This window comes from Lutibacter sp. (assembly GCF_013041805.1).
Taxonomy (GTDB): Bacteria; Bacteroidota; Bacteroidia; order Flavobacteriales; family Flavobacteriaceae; genus Lutibacter.
The window spans coordinates 1-26,986 of sequence record NZ_JABDRI010000012.1 but is presented as its reverse complement, the minus strand read 5'-3'; the positions used below and the strand labels follow the sequence as shown (position 1 = coordinate 26,986).

Sequence of the window (26,986 nt, the reverse complement as noted above, 5' to 3'; positions counted from 1 at the left end):
AATGCAATTGATTTCTCTAAATTGGCATTTGATTCAGAGTTTGTTTTAACTTGTACTTCAGCTGGTATGTAATGTTCTTTTTCAGCTAAAATCGTATAGTTTTGATCACATTTTAAACTAAATGAATGGTTATTATCATTATTAATAGTTGTTGACTCTAAAACTCTACTGTTTTGTACTAATGAAATTCTTACATTACTTAAAGGTTCTCCTGTATTATTATTAAAAATAGAGTTAGTTATAAGTTGGTTGCATTCAATTGGTTTTAATTGTAAATTTTTAATCAACGAATCATTTAATATATTTGTAGTAGTAAATTCAGCTTTCGAAGCATCAAAATATTCTTTTTCGGCTATTATAGTATATGTTTTTTTACATTTCAACATAAATGAATCACTATTTCCATTGCTAATAATTTTAGATTCTATTAATTCATTATTACTAAATAATGATAGTTTAGCATTAGCTAAAGGTTCACCGGAATTTTTATTAAAAAGTAAACTTGTTACTTGTTGTTTACATTCAATAGGTGTTAACTGTAAGTTTTTAATCAAGGAATCATTTATTGTATTTGTAGTAGTAAATTCTACTTGAGCAGATTCAAAATGTTCTTTTTCGGCTAATATTGTATAGTCTTGTTCACATTTCAAATTAAAAGAAGTATTATTTCTAGTGCTATTGACTTTCGATTCTACTATTTCATTATTGCTAAATAAAGAAACTTTAACATTAATTAAAGGCTCTCCCGAATTTTTATTAAAAAATAAACTGGTTATCTCTTGCTTACATTCTTCATCTTTTAATTTAAATCCATAAATATCTACATCTCCTTTTCCACCTTTACGATTGGATGTCAAGTAGCCAGTATTTTTAGAATTATCAATAACAAAGGCAAAATCGTCATAAGCACTGTTAATAGGAGTATCTAGATTTTCAACTTTTTGGTATTCTCCATTTTTATATATGCTCTTATAAATATCTAAACTTCCTTTTCCTTTGTGTCCGTATGATGAAAAATATAAAGTGTTATTTTCATCAATAAAAGGATATAATTCGTCTTTATTGGTGTTTATATTTTTTCCTAAATTTTTTGGGTTTCCATAGATGCTATCATTTTTTATATCAACAACATAGATATCATTTTTTCCGAATCCATTAGGCATATCTGAAACAAAAAATAGTTTTGTTCCATCCCTACTAATCATAGGGCTTCTTACAGAATATTTTTCACTGTTAAATGGTAAGTGTTTTATATTTGATAGTTCAAAGTCTCCATTAATATCTGCTTTCATTATTTGGAGAGTTCTCCATTTTGCAGAATCTAATCTTTTTTCAGTATTGTAAAAATTATTCCAAGTAAAATAGATAATGTTTTGGTCAGGAGTAAAAGAAATATCAGACTCAAAAAATTTATTGTTTTTCTCGTTAGAAAATTTATTTGTTTGAATTAAATCTCCGTTTTGGTTAATATTGGCTTGATATATGTCTAAATAAAGTTGTTGATTATTTTTACGTCTATTTTTCTTAAACGCTTTATCATTTTCATTTTTTTTAGAAGAAGCAAAAAATACTGTATGTTCATTTAAATAGATAATTCCTAATTCAGCATATTTTGAATTTATTGAAGTAGTAAATGTTTCAAATTTTTGTTGTTGACCAAAAATAGAAGTAATGAACAAAAATAACAATAAATTGAATAGTTTTTTCATTCTTAATTTGGGGTTTAATTTTATAATATATAACTCAAAAATAAAAGAGCTATTGCTTTTTTAACCAGAAATCTAACAACAAATATAGAATATAGGTTTTTAAATTGTTAAAAAAAGAACTATTCAATTATTCATCAATAATTACAAACTCTGTTCTTCTATTCATTTGATGTTCTTTTTCAGTACATTTTGCATTGTTTTTACACTTATTTACTAGTTGTGTCTCTCCGAATCCTTCGCTAGAGATTCTAGACGGATTAATTCCCTGAGAAATAATATAGTCAACTGTAGATTTTGCTCTTCTTTCTGATAGTGAAATATTATAATTGTCAGAAGCTCTAGAATCTGTGTGAGAACCACAAACTATTTTAATATTAGGGTATTTGTTCATAATTTTAACCACTTTGTTTAACTCAATTATTGCCGATGAGGTTATTTTAGAAGAGTTTAAATCAAAGTAAATAGGATTCGTTTTGATCATTTTTTGCTCACGAATATTAACAAACTCAGAGATTGGATCCAAGTAAATAGTTTTAGTTAATTTCTTATAATTAGTACTTTCTTCATTCAAATCAGTAGTATTTTCTTCAAACTTTTCTTTTGAAGCAACCAGTATATAGTTTTTATCACAATCTATTTCAAAACTAAAGGAATTCGCTGTTAAAGTTTTTGATTCAATTAAATCAGTACCGTAATATAGGGCAATAGTTGTATTGTTTAATGCTTGTTTTGTTTCATTGTTCAATACAGTTCCTGTAATTTCTTTTGTGCATTTTTCAGGAATCTTTGGTTGAAAAGCATAGATATCAACTCCTCCTTTACCATCTATACGGTTTGAGGTAAAAAAACCAGAATTTATATCACTATTAATAACAAACAAAAAATCATCTAATGTACTATTTATTGGTTGCTGTAAATTTTCTGCTTGTTGAAATTCTCCATTAATAAAATTACTTTTAAAAATATCTAATCCCCCCATTCCTTTATGACCATTGGAAGAAAAGTATAAGGTGTTGTTTTTATCTATAAACGGATATAGTTCATCAAATTTTGTATTTATATTCGGACCCAAATTTTTTGGTGAACTGTGACCACCATTTGGAAGAATATCAACAACATACAAATCAAAATTACCATATCCATTTGACATATCAGATACAAAAAACAACCGTTTCCCATCTTTACTTACCATAGGGCTTCTAACTGAGTAGTTTTTACTGTTAAATGTAAGAGGTAATATATTTATAAGTTGAAAGTTTTTATCAACTGATGCTCTAAAAAGATACAGCGGTTTAAACTTTGCAGAATCTGTTTTTTTTTGTGCGTCGTAAAAATTATTCCACGTAAAATAAATAGTTTTAAAATCGGGAGTAAATGAAATATCAGATTCGAAAAACTTATTATTCATTTCACTCGAAAATCGATCAATTTGAGTAAGATCTCCACTTTCATCATTAATTAATGCAAAATAAAATTCTAAAAAAAGTTGACGATTGTTTTTACGTCTATTTTTGGAAAAATTTTTATCATCTTCTGTCTTTTTAGAAGATGCAAACAGCACTACGCTGTCATTTAAATATGTAACACCAAAATCAGCATATTTTGAATTTATTGAGGTATTAATAACTTTATAATCTGTATTTTGAGATACTATTATATTGAGAAAAAATAGGAATATAATAGATATAAAATATTTCATAAGTAATTTATTTTTTTGAAATTTTTTCAAAAACCCATGCAGGTCCAATTAATAAAAATTGTAAATCTTTAAAAAAAGAAGGTTTTTTACCTTCAAGTTTATGTCCATAAAATTGACCTATCCAAGCAATAACAAATATAGCTAAAGAAGTATAAAATAGTGAGGAAATAATGGATAAATAATAATTGAATACAAGGCAAACTATTGAGAATGCAAGCATTTTTACAAAGGTTGAATAAGATAATTTTAAATAAAATAATAATAAAACAACGAGTACCGGTGATGCCCAATTTTCAATGAACGGATTGTTAATTTTAGTAAAATCTGAAATGAGGTTAGAAGGAAGGCTCATAAGCATACCAACAATACTTAAAAATATCGCAGGGACACAAAAAAAATGAATTAATTGGTTTGTTTTATTTTGATGACTTTCGGCATATTCTTCGAACCATTGTTCAAGTTTTTTCATCTTTAAATTTTAATTAACACTCATTAACACAATTTAACATTGGATAAGATGAATTTATATAAAAATGAGCCACCTTTGAATGAAAAATTGAACGTATGTAAATATATAAAAATATATTTTTTTAAATATTATAAAAAAAACTTAATTAAATGAAAAATAAATTGATAAACCTCAATCCTTTAAAATTAACAGCTATTGTATTGTTAATTTCACAAAGTATAATTTCACAAACTATAACTGGAAATGTAATTGACGAAGATAAATTACCACTAGAATTTGTGTCAGTGGCATTGTTACAGCCAAAAGATTCAATGTTAGTGAGTTATACTTCGACAGGAGAGGATGGTAAATTTGAACTTTCTGAAATTAAAAATGGTACTTATTTGTTCCAAGTATATTTAATGACCTATCAAGCGAATCAACAAGTTTTGACAATTGAAGATTCCCCAGTTAACTTAGGTACTTTGACACTAAAAAAAGAAGTGAATCAATTAAATGAAGTTACCATAAATGCAGTCGTTCCTATAAAAATTAAGCAGGATACTGTTGCTTTTAATAGTAAGGCATTTAGAGTACGTCAAGATGATAATGTTGAAGATTTAATAAAAAAATTGCCTGGTATTCAAATTGCTACAGATGGTACCGTGAGTGCTCAAGGACAAGATGTAACAAGAATTTTAGTTGATGGAAAGGAATTTTTTAACAATGATCAAACCATAGCACTAAAAAATTTATCCGCCGACGCTATTAAAAGTGTTCAAATAATAGATGAAGAAAGTGATGATACTAGAACAACAGGAATAAAGGACGGAGAGAAGAATAAAATTATAAACTTGGTTTTAAAAGAAGGTAAAAAGTCAGGTTATTTTGGTAAAATGGGAGCGGGAATTGGTACAAATGAGCGTTATACTAGTAATTTTGATATTAACAGATTCACAAGTAATACGCAACTAGCTGTTTTTGGAAATTTGAATAATATAAATAATACGGGTGCAAGTGTATTTAGAAGAGATGGGAGTAGGGGTTCAAGCAATAGTGGTTTTTTAACTACTGGAACTGCAGGTGCAAATTATAATTATGAATTTAAAAAAGATTTAAATTTTAACATTGATTATAATTATGGATATTCAGACAATGAACAAGAGGAAAGCTCAAATAGAACTCAATTTACCAATGATAAATTATTTACTTCAGAACGAGAAGAAACCAGTCAAAATATATCAAATAATCACAATGTAAATTTCAGTTTAAGAGATCGATCAAAAAAAGATACCTATCTTGAATTTAGAGGAAACTTTAAAAAAGATAATCGTGAATCAGATAGTTCAAATTCAACCGTATTTTTTGATGAGAATAACTTAGAAGATACAAATAGTAACAGAATTACAACTACTGAAGATGACAGAAATAATGGAGGTTTAAATTTTTCTTATCGAAAAAAAATTAATGAAGTAGGAAGAAATATTAGGGTGAGGGCAGGAGTGTCTTTTGTTGATAATGATGATACTAATTACCAAGAAGCTTTAAATAAATTTAACGTTTCAGATGCTGAAAATTTTCAAGAATCTAATGAAACTACCATCAGAAATGAACAAAACAAAAGTTTAAATTATAATGTTTCTGCGCGTTATATGGAGCCAATAGTTCCGCATCATTTTGTTAGTTTTTCTTCAGAGATAGAGAATTCTAAAGATGAAGAATATCTAAATCAATCAAGAACTATTAATACTATAGAGCAAAATCCATTTATTTTTAATACAGATTATAACAATCAAGTTTTTGATAATCAGTTAGGCTATGTTTTTAGCAAAGATGAATTTCAATTCTATTTGTCAGGAGGATTACAAACAATGAATCAAAAACTAGATGTTGATAATGCTAAAATTATAGATAAAACTTATGATAATTTTCTACCTAGAGCAACTGTAAGTTATGAATATAAAAAAGGTAAACGAGTTAGATTTAGATATAATAAATCAACTGAATTACCATCAGCAAATAGAGTTTCTCCGGTAGTAAATGATTTTAATCCTTTATCTATTAGTACAGGTAATATAAATTTAACTCCTGAAATCGCAGATAATTTCAATATAATGTATTATTCAAATGATTTTAAAACTGCAAATAGTTTCTTCACGTTTTTCAATTATAGTAAAACCACGAATGCAATTGTAACAGACAGAACTATTGATGATAATTTTATACAATATTCTACATTCGAAAATTTTGGTTCAAAATCTAATTTTAGAGGATTTATTTCCGTTCGAAGAAAAATTAAAAAAATAGGATTCAGATATAACTTTAGAATAGATGGTAATGCGAGTGATTATATTACAATTATTAATGGAGAATATAATAAAACTAAAAGTAAAGGAGCGAATTTTGATTTAAATTTAAGTAATGAAAATAAAAACAATATTGATTTAACAGTTGGAGCAAAATATGGTTTTAACAAAACTACCTATTCTCTTCAAGATAGAGATCGTGATTTTTTTGAGCAGAACTATTACGCTAAAATTGATTTTGATATCACTAATAGTGTAAATTTTAATACACAATTTGATTATAATTTATTTACTGATAATAATTTTGATTCTCAAAATGTTCCAATTTGGAATATGGCTGTAGAATATGCTTTTATGAAAGGTAAACGAGGGAATTTGAAATTTATGGTTTTTGATATTTTAGATAGAAATATTGGAATTGAAAGAACGAGTACTGAAAACTATTTTGAAGAAACCTTCAGACAAAATTTAGGAACTTATGCAATGCTTAGTTTTACCTACAATATAAAACCACCTACAGGAACAGAAAGCAAAAGAGGATCATCTGATAGACGACGTGGTTATAGAGTAAGACATTAATAGCTTAAATATAGCGTTAGTTAATATAGTTTTTTTACTCTGACTTTTCGAGTTTCTCAATTTGTCGTTTAGCTCTTTTATTTCCAGAGTCTAAGGTTAAAGATTTTTTGTAATTTTTAATAGCATTAATTGTATCACCATTTTTTAGAAAGGCTTCACCTAAACTATCGTAAACATTTGAACTTTCTGGGTACAATGCTTTATTTATTTTGAAAATTTGCATTGCCATTTCAACATCTTTATTTCTTAACTTTTTGTAGCCTAAAGAGTTTAAGTCAGCCTCGTTAATGGCGTTATCAGTAGAATCCTTTTGTTGAATAGCTAAAAAACTCTGTAAAGCTTTATCAAACTGATTATTTAATAAATACTCATTTGGTATTTTCTCATTTTTGTTTAGTTTTCTAAAAGCTTGTTGAATTGTGTCAATGTCATTTTTAGGTAACAAAACTAAATACTCTTTATGATCAATTGGATTTGTTGAAAACTGAATTTTCTCGTTCATTTCCTTTACAAAAAAAGTATGCTCATCAGTTTTTAAAGGTTTAATATTAGTTGCACCTCGCCATTTTAAATATAATTGTGATTCTTTAAAATACACTTCAATAATTTCATTTGAATTATAGAGATATCTACCAGTAGTTTTTTGAATAAATTCAGCGCTATTACTTTTTGAATTACAACTAATTAGAGAAAAAAATAAAAGAGAATACAGAGCAAGGTTTAATTTCATAATAAGTGTATTGATATGTAAAAATAAAAAAATCGTCTAACTTTATAAAGTTAGACGATTTTAAATTCAATTTGTAACAAATTTATTTCACATCCATTAACTCAACATCAAAGATTAGTGTAGCATCTGGAGGAATAACTCCGCCAGCACCACGACTTCCATATGCTAAATTAGAAGGTATTACAAAGCGGGCCTTATCTCCAACTTTTAATAATTGAATTCCTTCATCCCATCCTGAAATTACTTGACCAACACCTAATTGAAAATCGATAGGTTGTTTACGTGAATATGAAGAATCAAATACATTTCCATCTAATAATTGACCTTTATAATGTACAGAAACGGTTTTGCCTTTTTCAGCTTTTGCACCATTTCCTTCTTGTAAAATTTTATAACGTAAACCGCTTGGAGTTTCGTCGTATCCAGCTGCAATTTCTTCCATTTGCTTTTTTAGTTCAGCCTTTGCTTCAGCTTCTCTTTTTGCTCTTGAACCTTCAAAAACTCTAAAAGCTTCTATTGCGTTGAATTTTTCAGCTTGTTCACCAACTCTCATAATCTCAAGAGTTTCTAATACATCATTTTGAGCGATAGCATTAACAACATCTTGTCCTTCAACAACTTTTCCAAAAACAGTGTGCTTATTATCTAACCAAGGTGTTGCAACATGTGTGATAAAAAATTGACTTCCGTTAGAAGCAGGCCCTGAATTAGCCATAGATAAAATTCCAGGAGCGTCATGTTTTAATTCTGGGTGAAACTCATCATCAAAACTGTAACCAGGAGAGCCTGTTCCAGTACCTTGTGGGCATCCACCTTGAATCATAAAATCAGCAATTACTCTATGAAATTTCAATCCATCATAATAAGGGGTTCCTTGTGGTTTAGAACTGTTTTCTAAATTTCCTTCAGCTAAAGCAACAAAGTTACCAACTGTTCCAGGAGTTTTTTTAAACTCTAAACTTACTACTATTGCACCTTTTGTGGTGTTAAATTTTGCGTATAATCCGTTATCCATTTTCTTATTTTTTAAACGTTGCAAATATACATGCTTTCATTTGAAATAAAAGTATAAATATTACTTATTCAATTCTTTCAAAATTAAATCAATGGCTTTGTTAAGTTGAGGTTGTTTACCGGTAAGGCGGTCTTTAAAATTTTCGCCAACATAAACATCAGGACTCACACCTTCTACTTCCAAATCTTTTCCATCTAATGTATAACAACCCCAAGAAGGCAATCTATAAAATGAGCCATCAACCAATCCTTTTCCTGATGTAAAAATGATCCAGCGATATGTTTCAGTTCCAACAATAGTTCCTAAGCCAAGTTCTTTAAACCCGGCAGCAGTCATTTCAGCATCAGAAAGAGATTGCTCATTAATAAGTAGTACAATTGGTTTATTTCCATAATTAAAATTAGCTTGTCCAGTGAGTTTACCTTCTCTATATTTCCAGTTTAAGTATGTTTTTTGACTTAAAAATTTTAATACTTCATCGTGTACATTTCCTCCTCTGTTATAGCGTAAATCAAGAATTAAGCCATCTTTATAGGCTTCATCACTTACTAAATCTTCTTTGAATTTTATAAGTTCTTCACCACTCATATTTTTCATATGTACATATGCTATTCGGTTATTTGACTTCGAATCCACATACTTTTGGTTTTCATCTTGCCATTCGTCATATCTTAAATCTCTTACTTCATTTTTTGAAGATGGGTGAATATTTACGTTAAATTCATTTCCATTTCTTTCAAATGTTAGTGTTAGTTCTTCTAGGAATTTAGGAACAGAAAAATATTTTTCACGATTCACTTTTGAATCAATATTTTTACCATCAACGGCAACTAATTGATCTCCTTTTCTAAGATTAATTTCAGAATAATCAACGGGACTATGATTAAGTATTCTTTGAACTGTAAATGGATTTTCATTATCGAATAGAATTCCCGTAGCTAATGTTCTTGTTCCGTAATAGATATCTTCTTCGTCTCCACTTGAACTAAACCCAAAGTGAGAAGTGTTTAGTTCACCTAGCATGTCATTAAAAATTAATCGTAACTCAGCTCTGCTTTTTATATATGGTAAGTATTTAGCATATTGATCTCTAAGTTTTTGCCAATTTTGGCCGTGAAAATTTTCATCATAAAAATTCTCTTCCATTCCTGCCCAAGCCTCATAATACATTTGCATGAACTCTTTTGAAAGTGACTTGTTAAATTTATTTTCAATAGAAATTTCTTTTAATTTATTTCCAGCAATATCTAATGTATGTATGCTTCCATTTACCAATATATAATTATCTTTTTCTGTATTCACTAATTGATAGTTTCTAATAGTTTTGTCACTTACAGCTTCTGTTTTGTTATTTTCAAAAGGTTCTATAGTAGTTTTCCAAAGTTGTGGCTTCCCTTCACTATGATTTGAGATGTACAAAACAAATGTTTTTTCATCTTTTTGAATAACGGAAGGATTTTCTTGTTCACCAAATCTTGGACTAACACTTTTTAAGCGTTGCATAATGTTAGTTGAATTAATTCTAACAGTAGGTTTTTTCTTAGAAGTTTCTTCTTCATCATTTTTCTTATCATTTTCATCTTCAGGTTTAAACAAATCTGTGTATTCATCAATTTTGAAAGGAGTATTATATTTATCTAATGCCATTTGGTATATTTTACTATTGCTAGTTCCAAATGGATAGCTAGGGTTTTGTTTATCAGAAGCAAAGTATAAATACTTACCATTTGGAGACCAAACAGGAGAGGACTCTGATACTTTAGTGTTTGTTAAGTTTTTAATATTTTTTGAAGTGATGTTATATACAAAAATATCCGTTTCAAAATCTCGATAGGCGTTGTAAACTATATAGTTATCATCAGGAGAGAAATAAGGGTTTGAATTATAAAATCCCCACAATTCATCAGAAACAATGATTGAGCTTCTTAATGAAGTCATATCCATTAAACAAATATTATTTCTACCACTTATATAAACACCTTTCGTCCGATCACTATTGAAAGTTAACTGGCGATTGTTCATCGTATTTTTTGTTAATTGCTTCTCTTTTGAAGAACCATCTGCATTTATGGAGAACCAATTGTAATAGCCAAGAACAGATTGAGAATAGATAAGCGTTTTATTATTTTTTAACCATTTAACTTCTTGAACAGCCTCATTGCTGTTGGTTTCAATTTCTTTTATAAATTTTCCTTTAGTATCTGAAACAAACAACTTGCCTCTTGAGACAAAAGCTATTTTTTTATCATCTAGAGAAACATCAAAAAAAGTAATTTCTCCTTTTGTTGAGAACGATTGTTCTTTATCTAAGGTATTGTTTGTAAAAATATTAATAGTGGGCGTTGAAGTTTTTCCACTTTTAACATCATAAACTTGAATTTGATAATCTTTTCTAAAAACTATTTTTTCTCCATTAGCACTAACTTTTGGCCACATAATAGAACTTGAAAAGTTAGTTAATTGTTTTTTCTCTCCGTTTAGAAGAGTATATAAATTATATTCATTGTTTCCTTCATCTGATTTAAAATAGAGTGTTCCATTTTTATCAAAAGTTACACCAAAATCTTTTCCAATATAGTTTGTATGCTCTTTATACTCTGAAGTTTTTAAGTTGTATGATTTAATATCTGGATTATAGTCTCCTTTATATCTTTTTCTATGAGCAAAAATGCTACTCTCCCAAGATTCATTAAAATAAATTTCATCATTTATTGGGTTTTCAACAACATTATGCACAGTATTAAAAAAATGTTTAAACAAGCGTTTAGGAGTGCCTCCGTCACGTTCAATGCTATATGTAGTTAAATTATTATCTCTCGAAGATTCAAAGTAAATTTTTGAATTATCCCAACTCCATGAAGAAACATTATCTGGACTTTCATTAAAAGTAAGTTGTGTAATTTCACCACCATTTAATGGCATTACATATACATCATTATTTCCATATTGATTGCTTGAAAAGGCAAGCCATTTACCATTGGGTGAAACACTTGGGTTAGTTTCTTCTCCTTGCATAGCAGTTAGCCTAGAAGCATCACCTCCTTGAGTAGCAACGCTCCAAAGATCTCCCTCAAAGCTAAAAATAATAGTTTGGGCATTTGGTGTTAATGTTGGATTTAATGTGAAAAATAGTTTGTTAGACTGTGAATTACCTGTTATAGTGCTAATAAAAATAAGCACAGAAAAAATGGTTTTAATAAATTTCATAAAGAATAAAGTTTGAATTAGTAATCGAGCAATAAATTTATAGTAATTAAATAAAGAAGTTTCTTATTTTTATGTTAAAAAAAATCCGCTCAAAGGCGGATTTTAAATATTTAAAATTATTTTTATTAGACTATACTTCAGCTAAAACAGTAGCTTCACTAGTTGCTGATTGTTCAATTTTATGTGCGTCACTAGTTAAACCACAACCTTTTTTTGTTGACACACAAGAAGTAAATAAAACTATAGTTATAGTTATTAGCAAGGCATTTAAAGTTAATTTTTTCATTTTAATTTGGGGTTTAATTGAATTTATAACGGAGTAAATATAATATTTATTTTACAAAGCGAGTTTATCTAAGGTATAAATTATTAATTCTTCAACCGGTTTATAAGGATTTTCACTAAAATCACCTGTTGCTCTGTTTGCTATAATAGCATTCATAGAGCAGGCATTATGCCCTAAAAGTTTTGATAAACCATAAATGGCTGAGGTTTCCATTTCAAGATTGGTAATTCTAGTATTATTAAATTCAAAACTGTCAATTTTAGTATTTAATTCTGGGTCTTGAATGGCTAAACGGAGAACACGTCCTTGTGGACCATAAAAACCTCCAGCGGTAGCTGTAACTCCAGTAAAAACTTTATCACTTAGCAACTTCTTTTCAAGAGAATCACTATTTTTTACAATGTACGGTCTTGCTTTTTTTGGGCTCCAATTGGTATGCTCTATAAAAGCATCTTCAAATTCACTATTTAAAATATGCTCACAGTCATATGAAAGAAGCATTCCATCAAACCCTAAACCATATTTAGCCAATACAAAGCTATCAACTGGAATATCTTTTTGTAACGAACCAGAAGTTCCAATTCTTACAATATTTAATTGTGTGTGTTCTTTTTTAACTGTTCTAGTTTCTAAATCTATATTTACTAAAGCATCTAGTTCATTGATAACAATATCAATATTATCAGGACCTATTCCTGTTGAAATTACAGTAATTCGTTTGCCTTTAAAAGATCCAGTAATAGTTCTGAATTCTCTTTTTTGTATATCAAATTCAATAGAATCAAAATGTTTTGTAATTTTTGGTACCCTATTTTGATCTCCAACAAAAATAATATCTGTAGCTATATGTTCGGGCTTTAAATTTAAATGGTAAATACTACCATCGGGGTTCAGAATTAATTCTGATGCTGCTATTTTAGTCATATTTTATCCGCCTACGCGTTTTACGTTATATCCTTCTTTTTTAAGGATTTCCATGATTTTATCTCTATAATTCCCTTGAATTATAATTTCATTATCTTTTACACTTCCACCAACACCACATTTGGTTTTTAATAATTTCCCAAGCGACTTTAAATCAGTTTCACTACCAACAAAACCTGCAATTATAGTTACTGTTTTTCCACCACGTCCTTTATTTGAAAATAAAGCTTCTAAAAACTGTTTTTTTGGTGCTAAAGTTTCAACTTGCTCTTCCGTGTTGTAGTCGAAGCTATCATTTGTTGAAAATACAAAACCACCTAAATCTTCTAAGCTATTTAATTTTTTCTTGCCCATTTTTTTAAAAAAAAGTAAATTCAAAAATAAGGAATAATATGCTATTTTTTTAGCTTTTTCCAAATAAAAAGCAATACTGCTACTAATTCAAAAAGAAGTCCAATAGCTAGCAATAAATTAGCTTGTGGCCATTTCAAAACTTTAGTAATTGCACCAGCAAGAATCAAAAAAACACCAAATGTAAAAAATGAAATTATTCTTTTTGTAATCATTTTATTAGACCTAATTCTTTTAAACGTTCATTTAAAAATTCACCAGCAGTAGTATCATCATATTTTTTTGGTTGTGATTCACTAATACATTCAGGTAAACAGTTGAGAGGCATTTCACTAATCGGATGAGTAAAAAACGGAATCGAATAACGTGATTTATTCCAATCTTTTCTGGGTGGATTCACAACTCTATGAATAGTTGACCTTAATTTGTTGTTTGTTAATCGTTCTAGCATATCTCCAACATTAATTACTAATTGCTCAGGAAGAGCAGTTACAGGAATCCACTCACCTTTTTTATTTTGAACTTCTAGGCCTGAGGCTGAGGCTCCCATCAAAAGTGTAATTAAATTAATATCTCCATGAGCAGCTGCTCTCACTGCACCTTTTGGTTCTCCTTGAATAGGAGGGTAGTGTATTGGACGTAAAATACTATTGCCATTGATAACAAATTTATCAAAGTAAAATTCATCTAATCCAATATACAAAGCCAAAGCGCGTAGCACATATATTGCAGTTTTTTCAAGCATTTTGTAGGTTTCCATTCCAACTATATTAAAGTTTGGAACTTCTTTTACAACTACGTTTTCTGGATATTCATTTTTAAGTTTTTCATTATTTATAACTTCTTGTCCAAAATGCCAAAATTCTTTTAAGTCTCCTTCTGATTTTCCTTTAGCACTTTCTTTTCCAAAAGAAGTATAACCTCTTTGTCCACCAATACCTTCAATTTCATATGATTCTTTCGTGTTAGTTGGTAAATCAAAAAAGTTTTTTACTTCGGAATATAATTTATCAGAAATAATATCAGATAAAAAGTGTCCTTTTAGAGCAACAAAACCTATTTCTTCATACGCTTCACCAATTTCTTTTATAAATTGTTGCTTTTTTGAAGGTTCTTCAGATAAAAAATCAGATAGGTCAACACTTGGAATATTTTTCATATCATTTAAATTTGTTGATTAATAAAAATACAAAAATTATTTATTCTTTTTAATAATAGGTATTAGGTAACTTAATGTGTAATTAAAGCCTACTCCAGTATTGTTTAAAAACACGCGATTAAAACCAGGAACATAAAGATTTTTAAAGTTTTCAGGGTCAGTGGTACTGATTAAATTATTAAAACTGATGCTTACGCCTAAATACAAATTTTTAAAAGTTTCTACTTTCATTCCAAAAACAAATTCAACCCAGTGGGCCGTTAAATCGCTAAACTGCATATTTGGTTCTAAAGTTTCAGCAATAAAATATGTTCCTTTTACATTTGGTGTGTAATTATTTAAGGTTTGATCAAAAAAGCTTAAACCATATCTTAAACCAACGTAAATTTCATTGTTCATACCTACCCAATTTTCATAAGCATTATAATTTATACCTACTTTAAAATAAGAACCTTTTGTGGTGAAATTAATATAATCTTCGTTTGTTGTTTTATCTAAAACACCTAGTTCAACTGCGGCATAATAGTTTTTTAAAAATCTGAAATCACTAACAATCTCAAATCCTTTTGATTCAGTTTCAAATATAGAATGTATCGGTTTACTAACGTCAACGCCAATTCTAATACCATATTTTTCTTTTATTTTTATGGTATCATTCTCTATTTGAGATGTTGCTATACTTACATAAAAAAGGCTAATGAAAAATAGTAATATGTGCCGTTGTGTCATTATCAATTAATGTGTTGTTAATATTAATATTTTTTATCCAATTAGTGGTATTACTTTCTATTTGCATATTGTCAAATGTAGTTTTGTATCCACAAGAACGAGAAACAAATATATCATTTCTATCATAACTAAATGTAATAGTGTCATTTACTAAGTTATTCACTAAAATATATGTTGTTGCATTTTGGTTTAAATCTAGTGGTGCTGCAATAGAGTCTAAAGATTCGTTTACATAAATACTATCATAATTTATCGCCCAAACAGTTAAATCAGTTATTTGTTTTACTTCGGTTTGATTTTCATTATCATAGAATCGAAGTACTAAATTAGGAGTCGTATCTTCAATGCAGATATCATCTTTTTCACAACTTAAAATTGCTAAAAATAAGAGAGCCATTAAAATTAAATTTTTCTTCATATTATGGTTATTTTAATTCTAAAAGAACTACATTTTCTACATGATGCGTTTGTGGAAACATATCAACAGCCTGTGTTTTAACAATTGAATATTGTTCTTTCATTAATGCTAAATCACGTGCTTGTGTCGCAGAATTACAGCTTACATAAACAATTCGTTTAGGTGAAATTTCTAAAATTTTTGCAACTACATTTTTATGCATTCCATCACGCGGAGGATCTGTAATAATCACATCTGGTTTTCCATGTTTTTTGATAAAATTATTATTGAAGACATCTTTCATGTCTCCTGCATAAAACTCAACGTTTTTAATGTTGTTTAATTGTGCGTTTAGCTTGGCGTCTTCAATTGCTTCTGGAACAGATTCTACGCCAATAACTTTTTTAGCATTTTTAGAAACGAACTGAGCGATTGTTCCAGTACCAGTATAAAAGTCATAAACAAGTTCATTGCCTTTTAAATTGGCAAAATCACGAGTTATTTTATAGAGCTCATATGCTTGTTTAGAATTTGTTTGATAGAATGATTTTGGTCCTATTTTAAATTTTAAACCTTCCATTTCTTCAAAAATATGATCTCTTCCTTTAAATAAAATAATATTTTGATCATATAATGTATCGTTCCCTTTACTATTAATTACGTATTGTAACGAAGTGATTTCTGGAAATTCGTTCGCTAGAGCATTTAGCAACCCTTCACGTTTTTCTTTTTCTTCTTTAAAAAATTGGATGACTACCATAATTTCACCAGTTGAAGAAATGCGAAGCATAATGGTTCTTAATAAACCATCTTGATCTCTAGGATTGTAAAAATCTAGCTTATTTTCAATACCATAATTTTTAATAAAATTTCTAATTTGATTTGAAGGGTCTTCTTGTAAATGACATTTTTCTATGTCTAAAATTTTATCCCACATCCCGGAAATATGAAACCCACAAGCATTCCTATTGTCAATATCTTTTTCAGAATTAATTTCTTCTAATGTTAGCCATCTGCTATTTGAAAATGAAAACTCCATTTTATTTCTATAAAAATAGATATTTTCACATCCTAAAATAGGAGTTACCTCTGGCAATTCTAAATGCCCAATGCGAATAAGATTATTTACAACTTCATTTTGCTTATAGGCTAATTGATGTTCATACCCCATATTTTGCCATTTACATCCGCCACAATGCTCAAAATGTTCACATACGGGTTCTACCCTTTTCTCAGAATATTTATGAAATTTAATAGCTGTTCCCTCAAAATATGCTTTTCGTTTTTTACCTGTTCTAATATCAACAATATCTCCAGGAACTGTATTTGTTAAAAAAATAACACGTCCGTCAGGTGCTTTTGCAACAGTTTTACCTCTAGCTCCAGCATCTATAACTTCTATATGTTCAAAAATTGTTGGTTTGTTTCTTCTACCCATGTTGCAAATGTACTATTTTGCATAAAAAAAGCATCTCTATTAGAGATGCTTTTTTTATTATTAAAACAAGTTTATTTGACACTTCTCATATAAGCTGTAATTGCAGCTAACTCATCACCAGTCATATCTTTAACAAAACCATCTAAGTTTGCTTTCATAATAGCAACTTGGCCAGGGTCTGTATCAACAATTGCAGGAGATTCTCCTTTTAAAAATTTTACCATGTTTGCATTTTGTTCTGCATACACTTTATTAATTTCTTTTATTGAAGGACCAATAACTTTCATATCAGGATTGTGACATGTAGCACAAGTTTTTTCTGTAAATAATTTTTTACCTAGTTCAAGATTATCAGCAACTGCATCAGTAGCCTCAGCTTTTACTTCTTCTTTTACAGCCTCAACTTTTGTTTCAACTTCTTTTTTTACTTCTTCTTTTTTCTTATCGCCGCAACTTGTTAAAAACACTGCAACTAAACCTAGAGCTAATACCGATTTTTTCATTTTTTTAAATTTATTTTGAAATTATATACAAATCTATTCAATTAATTTTAATGTTTATGTGATTTGTATGACAAAATTATCAAGAATGATATAATTAATTTTTAAATAAAGGATTTAATGAATGAAATATAAGTAAGGCTCTATTAAAGTATTTAAAATATTTTGTAATTTGCGCGTTGAATTAGGATGATTTCTCTCCATAAGAAGGAATTGATAATTTCAATTTTTTAAAATTTAAAAGTGATGGTTTCAGAAAAAATCTCATCAGAACAAGCAATTAATTTAGAGGAAAAGTACGGAGCTCATAATTACCATCCGTTACCAGTTGTATTAAGTAAAGGTGAAGGTGTTTATGTATGGGATGTTGATGGTAAGAAATATTATGATTTTTTATCAGCTTATTCGGCTGTAAATCAAGGGCATTGTCATCCTAAAATTATTAATGCGCTTCAAGATCAGGCAAGTACGTTAACATTAACATCAAGAGCTTTTTATAATGATGTGTTAGGTAAATACGAAGAATATGTTACTAATTATTTTGGTTTTGATAAGGTGCTACCAATGAATACCGGCGCTGAAGCTGTTGAAACCGCTATAAAATTATGTAGAAAATATGCTTATGAAAAAAAGGGAATTCCTGAAAATGAGGCAGAAATTATAGTGTGCGAAAATAATTTTCATGGAAGAACAACAACAATTATTAGTTTTTCGAATGATGAAGATGCTCGTAAGAATTTTGGTCCTTTTACAGAAGGATTTATCAAAATAGAATATGATAATTTAATAGCTTTAGAGGATGCATTCAAATCTAGTAATACTATTGCTGGTTTTCTCGTAGAACCTATTCAAGGAGAAGCTGGAGTTTATGTTCCATCTGAGGGATATTTAGCAAAAGCAAAAGCTTTATGTGAGAAATATGATGTGCTATTTATTGCTGATGAAGTTCAAACAGGTGTGGCAAGAACAGGTCGTTTATTAGCTACTTGTGGAAACTGTTCCTGTCCAGATAAAAATTGTTCTGGAACTCCTGAAGTTAAGCCAGATATTTTAATTTTAGGAAAAGCATTAAGTGGTGGAGTTTACCCTGTGTCAGCAGTTTTTGCAAATAATGAAATTATGGAGGTAATTAAACCAGGTCAACATGGTTCAACTTTTGGAGGTAACCCATTGGCTTGTGCTGTTGCCATTGCTGCTTTACATGTTGTTAAAGATGAAGCTTTAGCTCAAAACGCTGACAGATTAGGTAACTTATTTAGAAGCGAATTGCAAAAGTTTATTGAAACAAATGATCTTATTAAATTAGTGCGTGGTAAAGGTTTACTTAATGCTATTGTTATTAATGATACTGAAGATAGTTCAACTGCTTGGGATTTATGCTTAAAACTGCGTGATAACGGTTTACTAGCTAAGCCTACACACGGAAATATCATTCGTTTTGCACCTCCTTTAGTTATGAATGAAGAACAATTACTTGATTGTGTTTCAATAATTAAAAAGACAATTTCTGAATTTTAAAATTATTAATAATTTAAAATATTAAAAAGGAAAAGCGGTTAATCAGCCGCTTTTTTAATTATAAGTTTTTATAATAATTGATTATTTAATTAGTACTAATATTAATAGTATTAACATTGAAAAATTGCATGTATACTTACTAAGTATTAAATTTGTTCAATAACTACTAAAAAATGGTACTACTTAAAAAGCAGATTATTACAGTTTTATTAATTGTTTTTGTGAGTAATTTATATAGCCAAGATTTATTAAAATCTGTAACTAATACAGGTGCTGGAGTAACAGCCAATAATTCACAAAATTGGTCAGATTTAGTTACTACTAATATTGATGTTACCGGAATCTCCAACATATTAGTTACTGCAAGTATAAATATGAGGCCTGATGGAGTTAGTACATCAGGTAGAGAAGGTAATTATAGAATTTACAGTACATCTTTACCAGATGATAGCGGAATCATAAAAAGGCAAATTAAAAGTTTAAATGAACTAGGAGTAGAAAGTTGGGGTATAGGAACCTTAGTTCATATTTTTGATGTTTCATCTTTGTCAGGCACAATTCCATTAATATTAGAACATAGTAACCAGGGAGCTTCAGAAAATGGTAGAAATGTATATTCCTCGGCAAGGTTAACTGTAGTAGCTTTAACAACTGCACTTAATAGCTATGAGTTAAGTAGTGATGTTAAAAGAATTAATGAGGGTCTAGAAGAAGTTTCTGCAACAACAACGACTTTTACTGAGGTCAATGGAACTGCAACAAGTGCAATTACTTTACCTTTTAAAGGAAGTATATATGTAATGGGTTCAATTAATGGAAGGTCTAATGCGGCTGGTACTACAGGTGAATATCAATTAGAATATTCCACCAATGGAAGTAGTTGGTCTTTACTTGGTCTACCAGTGAAAAGAACAATGATAAATACCTGGGATGATGGAATTATAAGTTTAACAGGTTTACTTGAGGACCAAAATCCTGGTTCTAATTATCAATTTAGATTAGTACATAGAAGAATTAGTGGTACCGCACCTTTAATCACCAGAAATGTTAATATTGTAGCCATAGGATTGTCACACGCTGGAGGAGCTCACTTCCCAGCGTTTAAAGTTGAAGATGTTACAGGATCAACTGTTTCAGGTGTTAGTACACCAGATGCATTGATTAATTCAACCTCTTTTACCACAGCGGCTGATTTTATTGTTGCTTCAGTATTGGAAGAACCTGATGTATTTGTTAGTTCTCAATTTTTGGTAAGTGCCAGTGGTTTAGATCAAACTAGTACTAGTCCAGTTGAACGAATGAGGGGAAAGAACCAATTGTTTTTAGACAATGGTACTACACAAATATTTGAAAGTCCATATTTTAGATATATTCCTGATAACTCATCCTTTGGAAGTGGAGGAACCATTGGTTTGGCTGAAAACCTTAATGGATCTATAAGTTATACTTTCGGAATGAATCATGGTGTAGAATTTATATCAAGTTCAGGACCCAAAACAGCAGCTCTTTCTACTTCTGATGTTATATTAATGGGATTTCAAACTTTTGATGTTCCCGTTTCTACGTTAAGTACGAATGAAGAATTTTTGAGTGAAGGATTAAGATTCTTTTCAAGAAATAACAAGGTTGTTTTAAAGAGTGATAAATTAATTGATGTGAATATCAAGATTTATAATATTTCAGGTCAATTAATTATAGAAGAAAAATTCAAGAGTCGAGATGAAATCTCTGTCAATGTTAGTTATAATGGAATAATTATAGGTATAGTTGAATCGAAGAATAGAACATTTTCAAAAAAAATGATAATCAAATAATTTACACATAAAAAAAGCAGCCAATTGGCTGCTTTTTTTATAATTTAATAATCTATCGTTTACGTCTTTTAGAACTTTTATCACTTGATCCAAAAGCACTTTTGCTGTCAGGTCTTTTTCTTCCAAATCCTTTAAAATCACTTCCAGGTTTACCACCAGAGCTTCTTCTTCGGCCACTACCAGAATCTTTACGGTTCTTATCACGGCTTCTACCTCCACCACTTCTACCAGATCGTTTTTTCTCTGTAATCTCAACATTTACATTTCTACCTTCAAAATCAACATCATTTTCCTGAAAAGAAGCAATTGTTTCGTCTTTATAATTTTTGTCTAATTCAAAAAATGAAAAAGTATCTAATATTTCAATTTGACCAATTTCAATATTTTTGGCAATTTGCTGTTCATTTATAAGTCCAATTAATCGAGCAGGATTTAATTTGTCTTTTCTACCAATGTTGATAAAGAAGCGAGTCATATTTTCATCATCTCTACGTTTACCTCTAGAGTCAGAATCTCTACCTCTCATTTGATCACTATCGTTTAGGTCAGGTGCATTTTGATAGTATGATAAAAACGTATTAAACTCTAAAGAAACAAATCTTTTAATGAGTTCTTCACGGTCTAAACCTTCTAGTTTTTCATAAATTGAAGGTAGGAAGTCGTTAATTTCTGCTTCATTAATTTCAATATCATGGACTTTGTCAATTAATTTTAATAATTGATTTTGACAAATTTCTTTACCAGTAGGTATTGGCGTACTCACAAACTGTTTTCCTAGTATTCTTTCAATAGGTCTTAATTTACCTTTTTCTCTTCCAGTAACAATTGCTATTGAAATACCTTCTTTACCAGCTCTACCTGTTCTACCACTCCTGTGTGTGTAATTCTCTATTTGATCTGGTAATTTATGATTTATAACGTGTGTTAAGTCATTCACATCTAATCCTCTCGCGGCAACATCTGTAGCAACTAAAATTTGTAAATGCTTTTTTCTGAATTTTTGCATAACACTATCTCGTTGAGCTTGAGATAAATCGCCATGGAGAGCATCCGCATTATATCCATCTTTAATTAATTTATCTGCAACTTCTTGAGTTTCTCTTCTAGTTCTACAAAAAATAATACTATAAATATCTGGATTAACATCAGCAATTCGTTTTAATGCTGCATATCTATTTCTTTCTGATACTACGTAATATTGATGTGAAACTTGATCAGAGCCTTTATTTTTTTTTCCTGCACTAATTTCTAGAGCATTGTTCATATAATTACGTGCAATACTTTCAACTTCCTTTGGAAATGTAGCTGAAAATAATAGCGTTTGTTTATGCTTCGGAGTTACTTCAAGAATTTTATCTAGTTCATCTTTAAAGCCCATATTAAGCATTTCATCAGCTTCATCTAAAACTAACCATTTAATATTAGAGAGCTTTAGTTGTTTTCTGTTAATTAAATCAACAGTTCTACCAGGAGTACCAACAATAATTTGGACTCCCTTTTTTAATTTTTTTATTTGATCTTCAATGCTTGAACCACCATAAACAGCAAGTGTTTTAACACCCTTTAAGTATTTTGAGAATTCATCAATGTTTTTAGCAATTTGAATTGCTAATTCTCTGGTTGGTGATAAAATAATAGCTTGTGTATTTGAATCTTCGCTATTTATTTGTTCTAAAATAGGTAAACTAAAAGCAGCAGTTTTTCCTGTACCTGTTTGTGCAAAAGCTTTTAAATCTTGATCTGATGTTAAAACTTGCGGAATTGCTTTTTCTTGAATTTCTGTAGGATTTTCATATCCCAAATCGGTTAAGGCCTTTAGCACATTTTGGCTAAGACCTAGTTCATTAAATGTCGACATTCTGTATATATTATTGATTTACAGACGCCCATCTATAAACCGGTTAAAAACGTGCAAAGGTACACTTATATTTTGTGTTACAACCTAAAAAGCAGTTTATTTTAATTTGCTCAGTTCTGAATGAAGTTTTCTAGAATCTAAATAAGTGAAACCATTTTTAACAAAACCATCTTTGTCAACAATTATTGTTCGCGGGTAATTGCTAGTAAAAAAGCGGTGAGCTTCACTGTCATTGGTAAGTTTAAATTGTTTTGAAATATCTAGATTTTTTAGATTTGGTTCAGCTGTTAAATTTTCTGAAGTACGATTCATATTAATACCAACAAAAAGTATGTTAGGAAAAGTGGTTTCTAAATATTTGATACGTTTTAACAAGTAATCGGAAGACATATAATTTATAGACCAAAAGTATATAACTGAATTCTGATTTTTGATGATATCTCTAATAGTTACTATTGAATTATCATTTGATAGGATAGTAAAATTATTTAACAGCTCATTATTTATAATAGTTTTACTATCATTAACCAAGTTTTTAACTTGGGTTAAAGACTCTTCATCAGTACAATTTTCTAAAAACAAATTTAAAACATCATCATTTATATTACAAGTAGACTCGCTTTTTAAAAAATCATTCACAACAATTCTTTTTAACAAAGTGTTTTTAAATTTTTCAGATTTAATATTTTCTATTGTAGCATTTAAAATATTAAGAGTAAGATTATTTTTGGTTGAATCTTTTTCTTTTAATTCATAGCTTAAATTGTATAAATAATTAACAACATAGTTTTGATATGGGTAGAACGGAATTAAATTTTCTTCATTTAAATTAATGTTTTTTCTGAAGTCATAAAATTCATTGGATACTGTTGGTAATTTTTTATGTTTATGTGCTTTTTTATAAAATAAAGGATACATTTCTTTCAATCTGAAAAGCGGAAAATTAATAGCTACTGAAGTTAATTTTTTAAATCCATCTGATACTTCTTGTTCTTGTTCATTGGTAAATTCAGTAAAAATAGTATGACGTTCCTTTGAAAGAGAGTCTATTTTAAATTCAAATTCTTTCTCATCCAAATCAAAGTATTTGTACATACTTTCTTCTTCCTTTTCATTTTGAAGAAATAAATTTATTAGAAATTCGTTTTTAGCACTTCCTCTTCCGCTAAATACAAGAGATTCATCAAAATCCCAGGTGTTGAGTCTTACTAAAATACTATCGTTTGGTTGAACATAAACATATTGAAATTCAGTACCATGCTTAAAGGTATAAAGTCCTTCTTGTAAGGATTTGTAATTATTTATAAAATGGTTATTAGCATCTAAAGATAAAGAATCAATGATATTTCCATCTTTTAAAAATAAAACAAAATCTGATTTTGGATTAATGATTTCTCCTCCAAATGATGTCACATCATTATTCTTATTAGTTGTATTACAACTTATAGATAACGATATTAATATGGTAATGATATAGTATTTCATTGAGTTTGAATTGAAACAAAAATACATACAACTTATTTCTTATCTTGTTAATGAGATGTTAAATATAAAATGATAGTTTTAAACTTCAAAAAATTAACTTTTAATTATATATTTTTTAGTGAATCTAATTTATTACTTTTGCAAAAATTTAAAAATAATTAAGAATGCTATCAGTATCAAATTTATCCGTTCAATTCGGGAAAAGAGTTTTGTTTGACGAAGTGAACACAAAATTTACTATTGGTAATTGTTACGGAATTATTGGTGCCAACGGTTCTGGAAAATCTACTTTTTTAAAAATTATTTCTGGTCAAATAGACCCAACATCAGGAAGTGTACATTTAGATCACGGAAAAAGGATGTCTGTTTTATCTCAAGATCACTATTCCTTTGATGAGTATCAAGTTTTAGATACTGTAATGTTAGGGAATAAGCAATTATTTGAGATAAAGAAAGAAATGGATGCTATTTATGCAAAGGAAGATTTTTCTGAAGAAGATGGAATAAAAGTTGGAGAATTAGGTGTTGAATTTGAAGAAATGGGAGGTTGGAATGCAGAAAGTGATGCCGCAACGTTATTGTCGTCTTTAGGCATAAAAGAAGACATGCACTACACGCTAATGAGTGAGTTAGATGGTAAGGCCAAAGTGAGAGTATTACTAGCACAAGCTTTATTTGGAAATCCAGATGTGTTAATTATGGATGAGCCAACAAATGATTTAGATTTTGAAACTATTGGTTGGTTGGAGAACTTTTTAGCAAATTATGATAATACCGTAATAGTTGTTTCTCATGATAGACACTTTTTAGATGCGGTATGTACACATATTTCTGATATTGATTTTGGCAAAATAAATCACTTTTCAGGAAATTATACATTTTGGTACGAATCTAGTCAGCTAGCTGCTCGTCAAAGAGCACAACAAAATAAAAAGTCGGAAGATAAAAAGAAGGAACTGGAAGAGTTTATACGTCGTTTTTCTGCTAATGTGGCGAAATCTAAGCAAGCAACAAGTAGAAAAAAGATGATTGAAAAATTAGATGTTGATCAAATAAAACCTTCAAGTCGTAGATATCCTGCAATTATTTTTGAACGTGAGCGCGAGGCTGGAGATCAAATTTTAAATGTAGAACATTTATCTAAGGCAACTGAAGAAGAAGTATTATTTAATGATATTCATTTCAATTTAAATAAAGGAGATAAAGTCGCTTTAATATCTAAAAATTCAAGAGCAGTAACTGCTTTTTATGAAGTTTTGAATGGGCATTTAAAAGCAGATAGTGGTAAGTTTCAATGGGGAGTTACTACAAACCAATCGTATTTACCTTTAGATAATTCGGAGTTTTTTACAGATTCAACTTTAAATTTAGTTGATTGGTTACGTCAATATGCAAAAACTGAAGAAGAGCGCGAAGAGGTCTACTTAAGAGGGTTTTTAGGTAAAATGATTTTTAGTGGTGAAGAGGCTTTGAAAAAATGTAATGTGCTTTCTGGAGGTGAAAAAGTTCGTTGTATGTTATCTAGAATGATGATGTTAAGAGCAAATGTTTTAATGTTAGATGAACCCACAAATCATTTAGATTTAGAATCAATTCAAGCCTTTAATAATTCATTGACTAATTTTAAAGGGACAATTTTGTTTACAACACATGACCACGAATTTGCGCATACAGTAGCAAATAGAATTATTGAAATTACTCCGAAAGGAGTTATAGATAGGTATTTAACATTTGATGAATATTTAGATGATCCTAAAGTAAAAGAATTAAGAAGTAAAATGTATTCATAAAAAAGGGAGCTAATTGCTCCCCTTTTTTTAATTTTGCCCCATTCTTCTGCGTTTACCATATTCTTGAAGAATTCGTATGTTAAATTGTTTTTCTGCAATTTTTAATCTAATAATTTTTTTATTGGAAATAATTGTAGAAAGTTCTTCAATGAGTTTTATTTTGTCTTCAGCAATTTGTTTTTCAAATTGAATCGATTTTTGAATTAACTTTTTTGCATCTTCATCTGATAGGTTTTCAATACCACCACCAAAATTTAACTCACGTTGCAAACCGCTTTCCAATTGCATTTTATTTTTTTGAATATTCTCTGAGTACAAGTTATAAATAGGCCAAAATTTTTCTGCTTCTTTAGGTTTTAAACTCAAAGCTTCTGTTATATAGGCAGTTTTTAGTGTTTTAATTTTTTGCCTATTGATTTGTTGTCCGAACGAATTACTCGTGACAAATAGTAAAATAAGTAATATGGCTAGTGTATTTTTCATTTTGAATAATATTTTAATTTTCATAGATAATTAGATCTAAGTCTTCAGTATTCAAATAGTCAATAACTTCTTCATCTGAAATAGTTGAGGTATATATATCATCATTTAATTCAATATCTGGATACATTGAAACTATATTTAAAGCATCAATGTCAATATTTCCATTATCAATCCAATTTTCAATATCTGAAGCAGCTATTGATTCGAATGTAACCGGTTTTTGATTATTAGTTAACGTAAAAATAAGTAGGAGTGAGGCAGCAATTGCAATAGGTGCAATGAATTTAGAGAATCCTTTTTTTAATGAAATTACTTTTGGCTCCTTTTTAACTTTACCTATAACTTTATCTTCTAAAGTATCAAAGTAATTTTTAGGAATGCCACTATTTTTTTCTTGAATTGCTTCAGCTTTTAATTTAGCTAGCACAATATCTTCAATTGAATCGAAATAGTTTTCAGGTGTTGTAAATACTTTAGTATTAATTTTATTTTGAAGATTTTCAGTTTTTAATGCAGCAATAACATTATCTTCAACAGTTTCAAAGTAATTTTCAGGTAATT

22 protein-coding genes and 1 pseudogene are annotated in these 26,986 nt (G+C 29.0%); 4 read left to right on the top strand and 19 right to left on the bottom strand.

What is annotated here, in order from left to right; translation table 11 throughout:
* The 3 genes and pseudogenes from HKP59_RS01135 to HKP59_RS01125 all read right to left on the bottom strand — a co-directional run.
* Positions 1–1,709 (bottom strand): annotated as a pseudogene (locus HKP59_RS01135) (hypothetical protein); the annotation flags it as partial.
* A gap of 127 nt (positions 1,710–1,836) precedes the next feature.
* Entirely contained in the window at positions 1,837–3,408 is a 1,572-nt protein-coding gene (locus HKP59_RS01130) for an OmpA family protein (RefSeq protein WP_291802721.1), read from the bottom strand.
* Positions 3,409–3,415: 7 nt separating this feature from the next.
* Positions 3,416–3,877, bottom strand: a complete 462-nt coding sequence (locus tag HKP59_RS01125; protein ID WP_291802718.1) for an Mpo1-like protein — start codon at positions 3,875–3,877, stop codon at positions 3,416–3,418.
* Positions 3,878–4,026: 149 nt separating this feature from the next.
* On the opposite strand from HKP59_RS01125, the gene HKP59_RS01120 reads away from it, so the two are divergent.
* On the top strand, positions 4,027–6,741 hold the full coding sequence (locus HKP59_RS01120; RefSeq protein WP_291802716.1) for a TonB-dependent receptor: 2,715 nt from the start codon (positions 4,027–4,029) through the stop codon (positions 6,739–6,741).
* 34 nt (positions 6,742–6,775) lie between these two features.
* On the opposite strand, the gene HKP59_RS01115 is transcribed toward HKP59_RS01120, so the two are convergent.
* The 12 genes from HKP59_RS01115 to HKP59_RS01060 form a co-directional block, all read right to left on the bottom strand.
* Positions 6,776–7,471, bottom strand: coding sequence for a hypothetical protein (locus tag HKP59_RS01115; protein WP_291802715.1), 696 nt, complete (start codon positions 7,469–7,471; stop codon positions 6,776–6,778).
* A gap of 82 nt (positions 7,472–7,553) precedes the next feature.
* A complete protein-coding gene (locus HKP59_RS01110; RefSeq protein ID WP_291802713.1) occupies positions 7,554–8,486 on the bottom strand; it encodes a peptidylprolyl isomerase in 933 nt (310 codons plus the stop codon).
* 60 nt (positions 8,487–8,546) lie between these two features.
* Positions 8,547–11,693: a S41 family peptidase gene (locus HKP59_RS01105; protein ID WP_291802711.1), complete on the bottom strand. Its 3,147-nt coding sequence runs from the start codon at positions 11,691–11,693 to the stop codon at positions 8,547–8,549.
* 130 nt (positions 11,694–11,823) lie between these two features.
* Positions 11,824–11,979 carry a hypothetical protein gene (locus tag HKP59_RS01100; RefSeq protein ID WP_291802710.1) on the bottom strand — a complete coding sequence of 52 codons (156 nt, stop codon included), beginning with the start codon at positions 11,977–11,979 and terminating at the stop codon, positions 11,824–11,826.
* Positions 11,980–12,030: 51 nt separating this feature from the next.
* Positions 12,031–12,903 carry a nucleoside phosphorylase gene (locus HKP59_RS01095; RefSeq protein ID WP_291802709.1) on the bottom strand — a complete coding sequence of 291 codons (873 nt, stop codon included), beginning with the start codon at positions 12,901–12,903 and terminating at the stop codon, positions 12,031–12,033.
* 3 nt (positions 12,904–12,906) lie between these two features.
* Positions 12,907–13,257: a translation initiation factor gene (locus tag HKP59_RS01090; protein ID WP_291802707.1), complete on the bottom strand. Its 351-nt coding sequence runs from the start codon at positions 13,255–13,257 to the stop codon at positions 12,907–12,909.
* 41 nt (positions 13,258–13,298) lie between these two features.
* A complete protein-coding gene (locus tag HKP59_RS01085) occupies positions 13,299–13,469 on the bottom strand; it encodes a gliding motility protein GldL (protein ID WP_291802706.1) in 171 nt (56 codons plus the stop codon).
* Positions 13,466–14,413, bottom strand: coding sequence for a 2-oxoglutarate and iron-dependent oxygenase domain-containing protein (locus HKP59_RS01080; RefSeq protein WP_291802703.1), 948 nt, complete (start codon positions 14,411–14,413; stop codon positions 13,466–13,468). The genes HKP59_RS01085 and HKP59_RS01080 overlap by 4 nt, the downstream gene beginning before the upstream one ends.
* A 36-nt stretch (positions 14,414–14,449) precedes the next feature.
* Positions 14,450–15,142 (bottom strand): DUF6048 family protein, encoded by a 693-nt coding sequence (locus HKP59_RS01075; RefSeq protein WP_291802702.1) that lies wholly within the window; start codon positions 15,140–15,142, stop codon positions 14,450–14,452.
* On the bottom strand, positions 15,108–15,560 hold the full coding sequence (locus tag HKP59_RS01070) for a DUF6452 family protein (protein ID WP_291802701.1): 453 nt from the start codon (positions 15,558–15,560) through the stop codon (positions 15,108–15,110). The genes HKP59_RS01075 and HKP59_RS01070 overlap by 35 nt, the downstream gene beginning before the upstream one ends.
* Before the next feature lie 7 nt (positions 15,561–15,567).
* Positions 15,568–16,977 (bottom strand): 23S rRNA (uracil(1939)-C(5))-methyltransferase RlmD, encoded by a 1,410-nt coding sequence (rlmD, locus tag HKP59_RS01065; protein ID WP_291802700.1) that lies wholly within the window; start codon positions 16,975–16,977, stop codon positions 15,568–15,570.
* Positions 16,978–17,048: 71 nt separating this feature from the next.
* A complete protein-coding gene (locus HKP59_RS01060) occupies positions 17,049–17,480 on the bottom strand; it encodes a c-type cytochrome (RefSeq protein ID WP_291802698.1) in 432 nt (143 codons plus the stop codon).
* Positions 17,481–17,720: 240 nt separating this feature from the next.
* Between HKP59_RS01060 and rocD the strand changes: the two genes are divergently transcribed.
* Positions 17,721–18,995: an ornithine--oxo-acid transaminase gene (gene rocD, locus HKP59_RS01055; protein WP_291802696.1), complete on the top strand. Its 1,275-nt coding sequence runs from the start codon at positions 17,721–17,723 to the stop codon at positions 18,993–18,995.
* 173 nt (positions 18,996–19,168) lie between these two features.
* Complete coding sequence (locus HKP59_RS01050; RefSeq protein WP_291802695.1) at positions 19,169–20,809, top strand: T9SS type A sorting domain-containing protein; 1,641 nt, start codon at positions 19,169–19,171, stop codon at positions 20,807–20,809.
* A 52-nt stretch (positions 20,810–20,861) separates the two neighbouring features.
* On the opposite strand, the gene HKP59_RS01045 is transcribed toward HKP59_RS01050, so the two are convergent.
* Together HKP59_RS01045 and HKP59_RS01040 are read right to left on the bottom strand one after the other, a co-directional pair.
* Positions 20,862–22,667 (bottom strand): DEAD/DEAH box helicase, encoded by a 1,806-nt coding sequence (locus HKP59_RS01045; RefSeq protein ID WP_291802694.1) that lies wholly within the window; start codon positions 22,665–22,667, stop codon positions 20,862–20,864.
* 96 nt (positions 22,668–22,763) lie between these two features.
* On the bottom strand, positions 22,764–24,152 hold the full coding sequence (locus HKP59_RS01040; RefSeq protein ID WP_291802692.1) for a hypothetical protein: 1,389 nt from the start codon (positions 24,150–24,152) through the stop codon (positions 22,764–22,766).
* A gap of 164 nt (positions 24,153–24,316) precedes the next feature.
* Here HKP59_RS01040 and HKP59_RS01035 point away from each other — a divergent pair, with 164 nt between their 5' ends.
* Positions 24,317–25,942 carry an ATP-binding cassette domain-containing protein gene (locus HKP59_RS01035; protein WP_291802690.1) on the top strand — a complete coding sequence of 542 codons (1,626 nt, stop codon included), beginning with the start codon at positions 24,317–24,319 and terminating at the stop codon, positions 25,940–25,942.
* Between the two features lie 27 nt (positions 25,943–25,969).
* On the opposite strand, the gene HKP59_RS01030 is transcribed toward HKP59_RS01035, so the two are convergent.
* Positions 25,970–26,425, bottom strand: coding sequence for a hypothetical protein (locus tag HKP59_RS01030; protein WP_291802687.1), 456 nt, complete (start codon positions 26,423–26,425; stop codon positions 25,970–25,972).
* A gap of 13 nt (positions 26,426–26,438) precedes the next feature.
* Positions 26,439–26,986, bottom strand: a 548-nt coding sequence (locus tag HKP59_RS01025) for a hypothetical protein (protein ID WP_291802685.1), incomplete at its 5' end; no start/stop codon positions are given.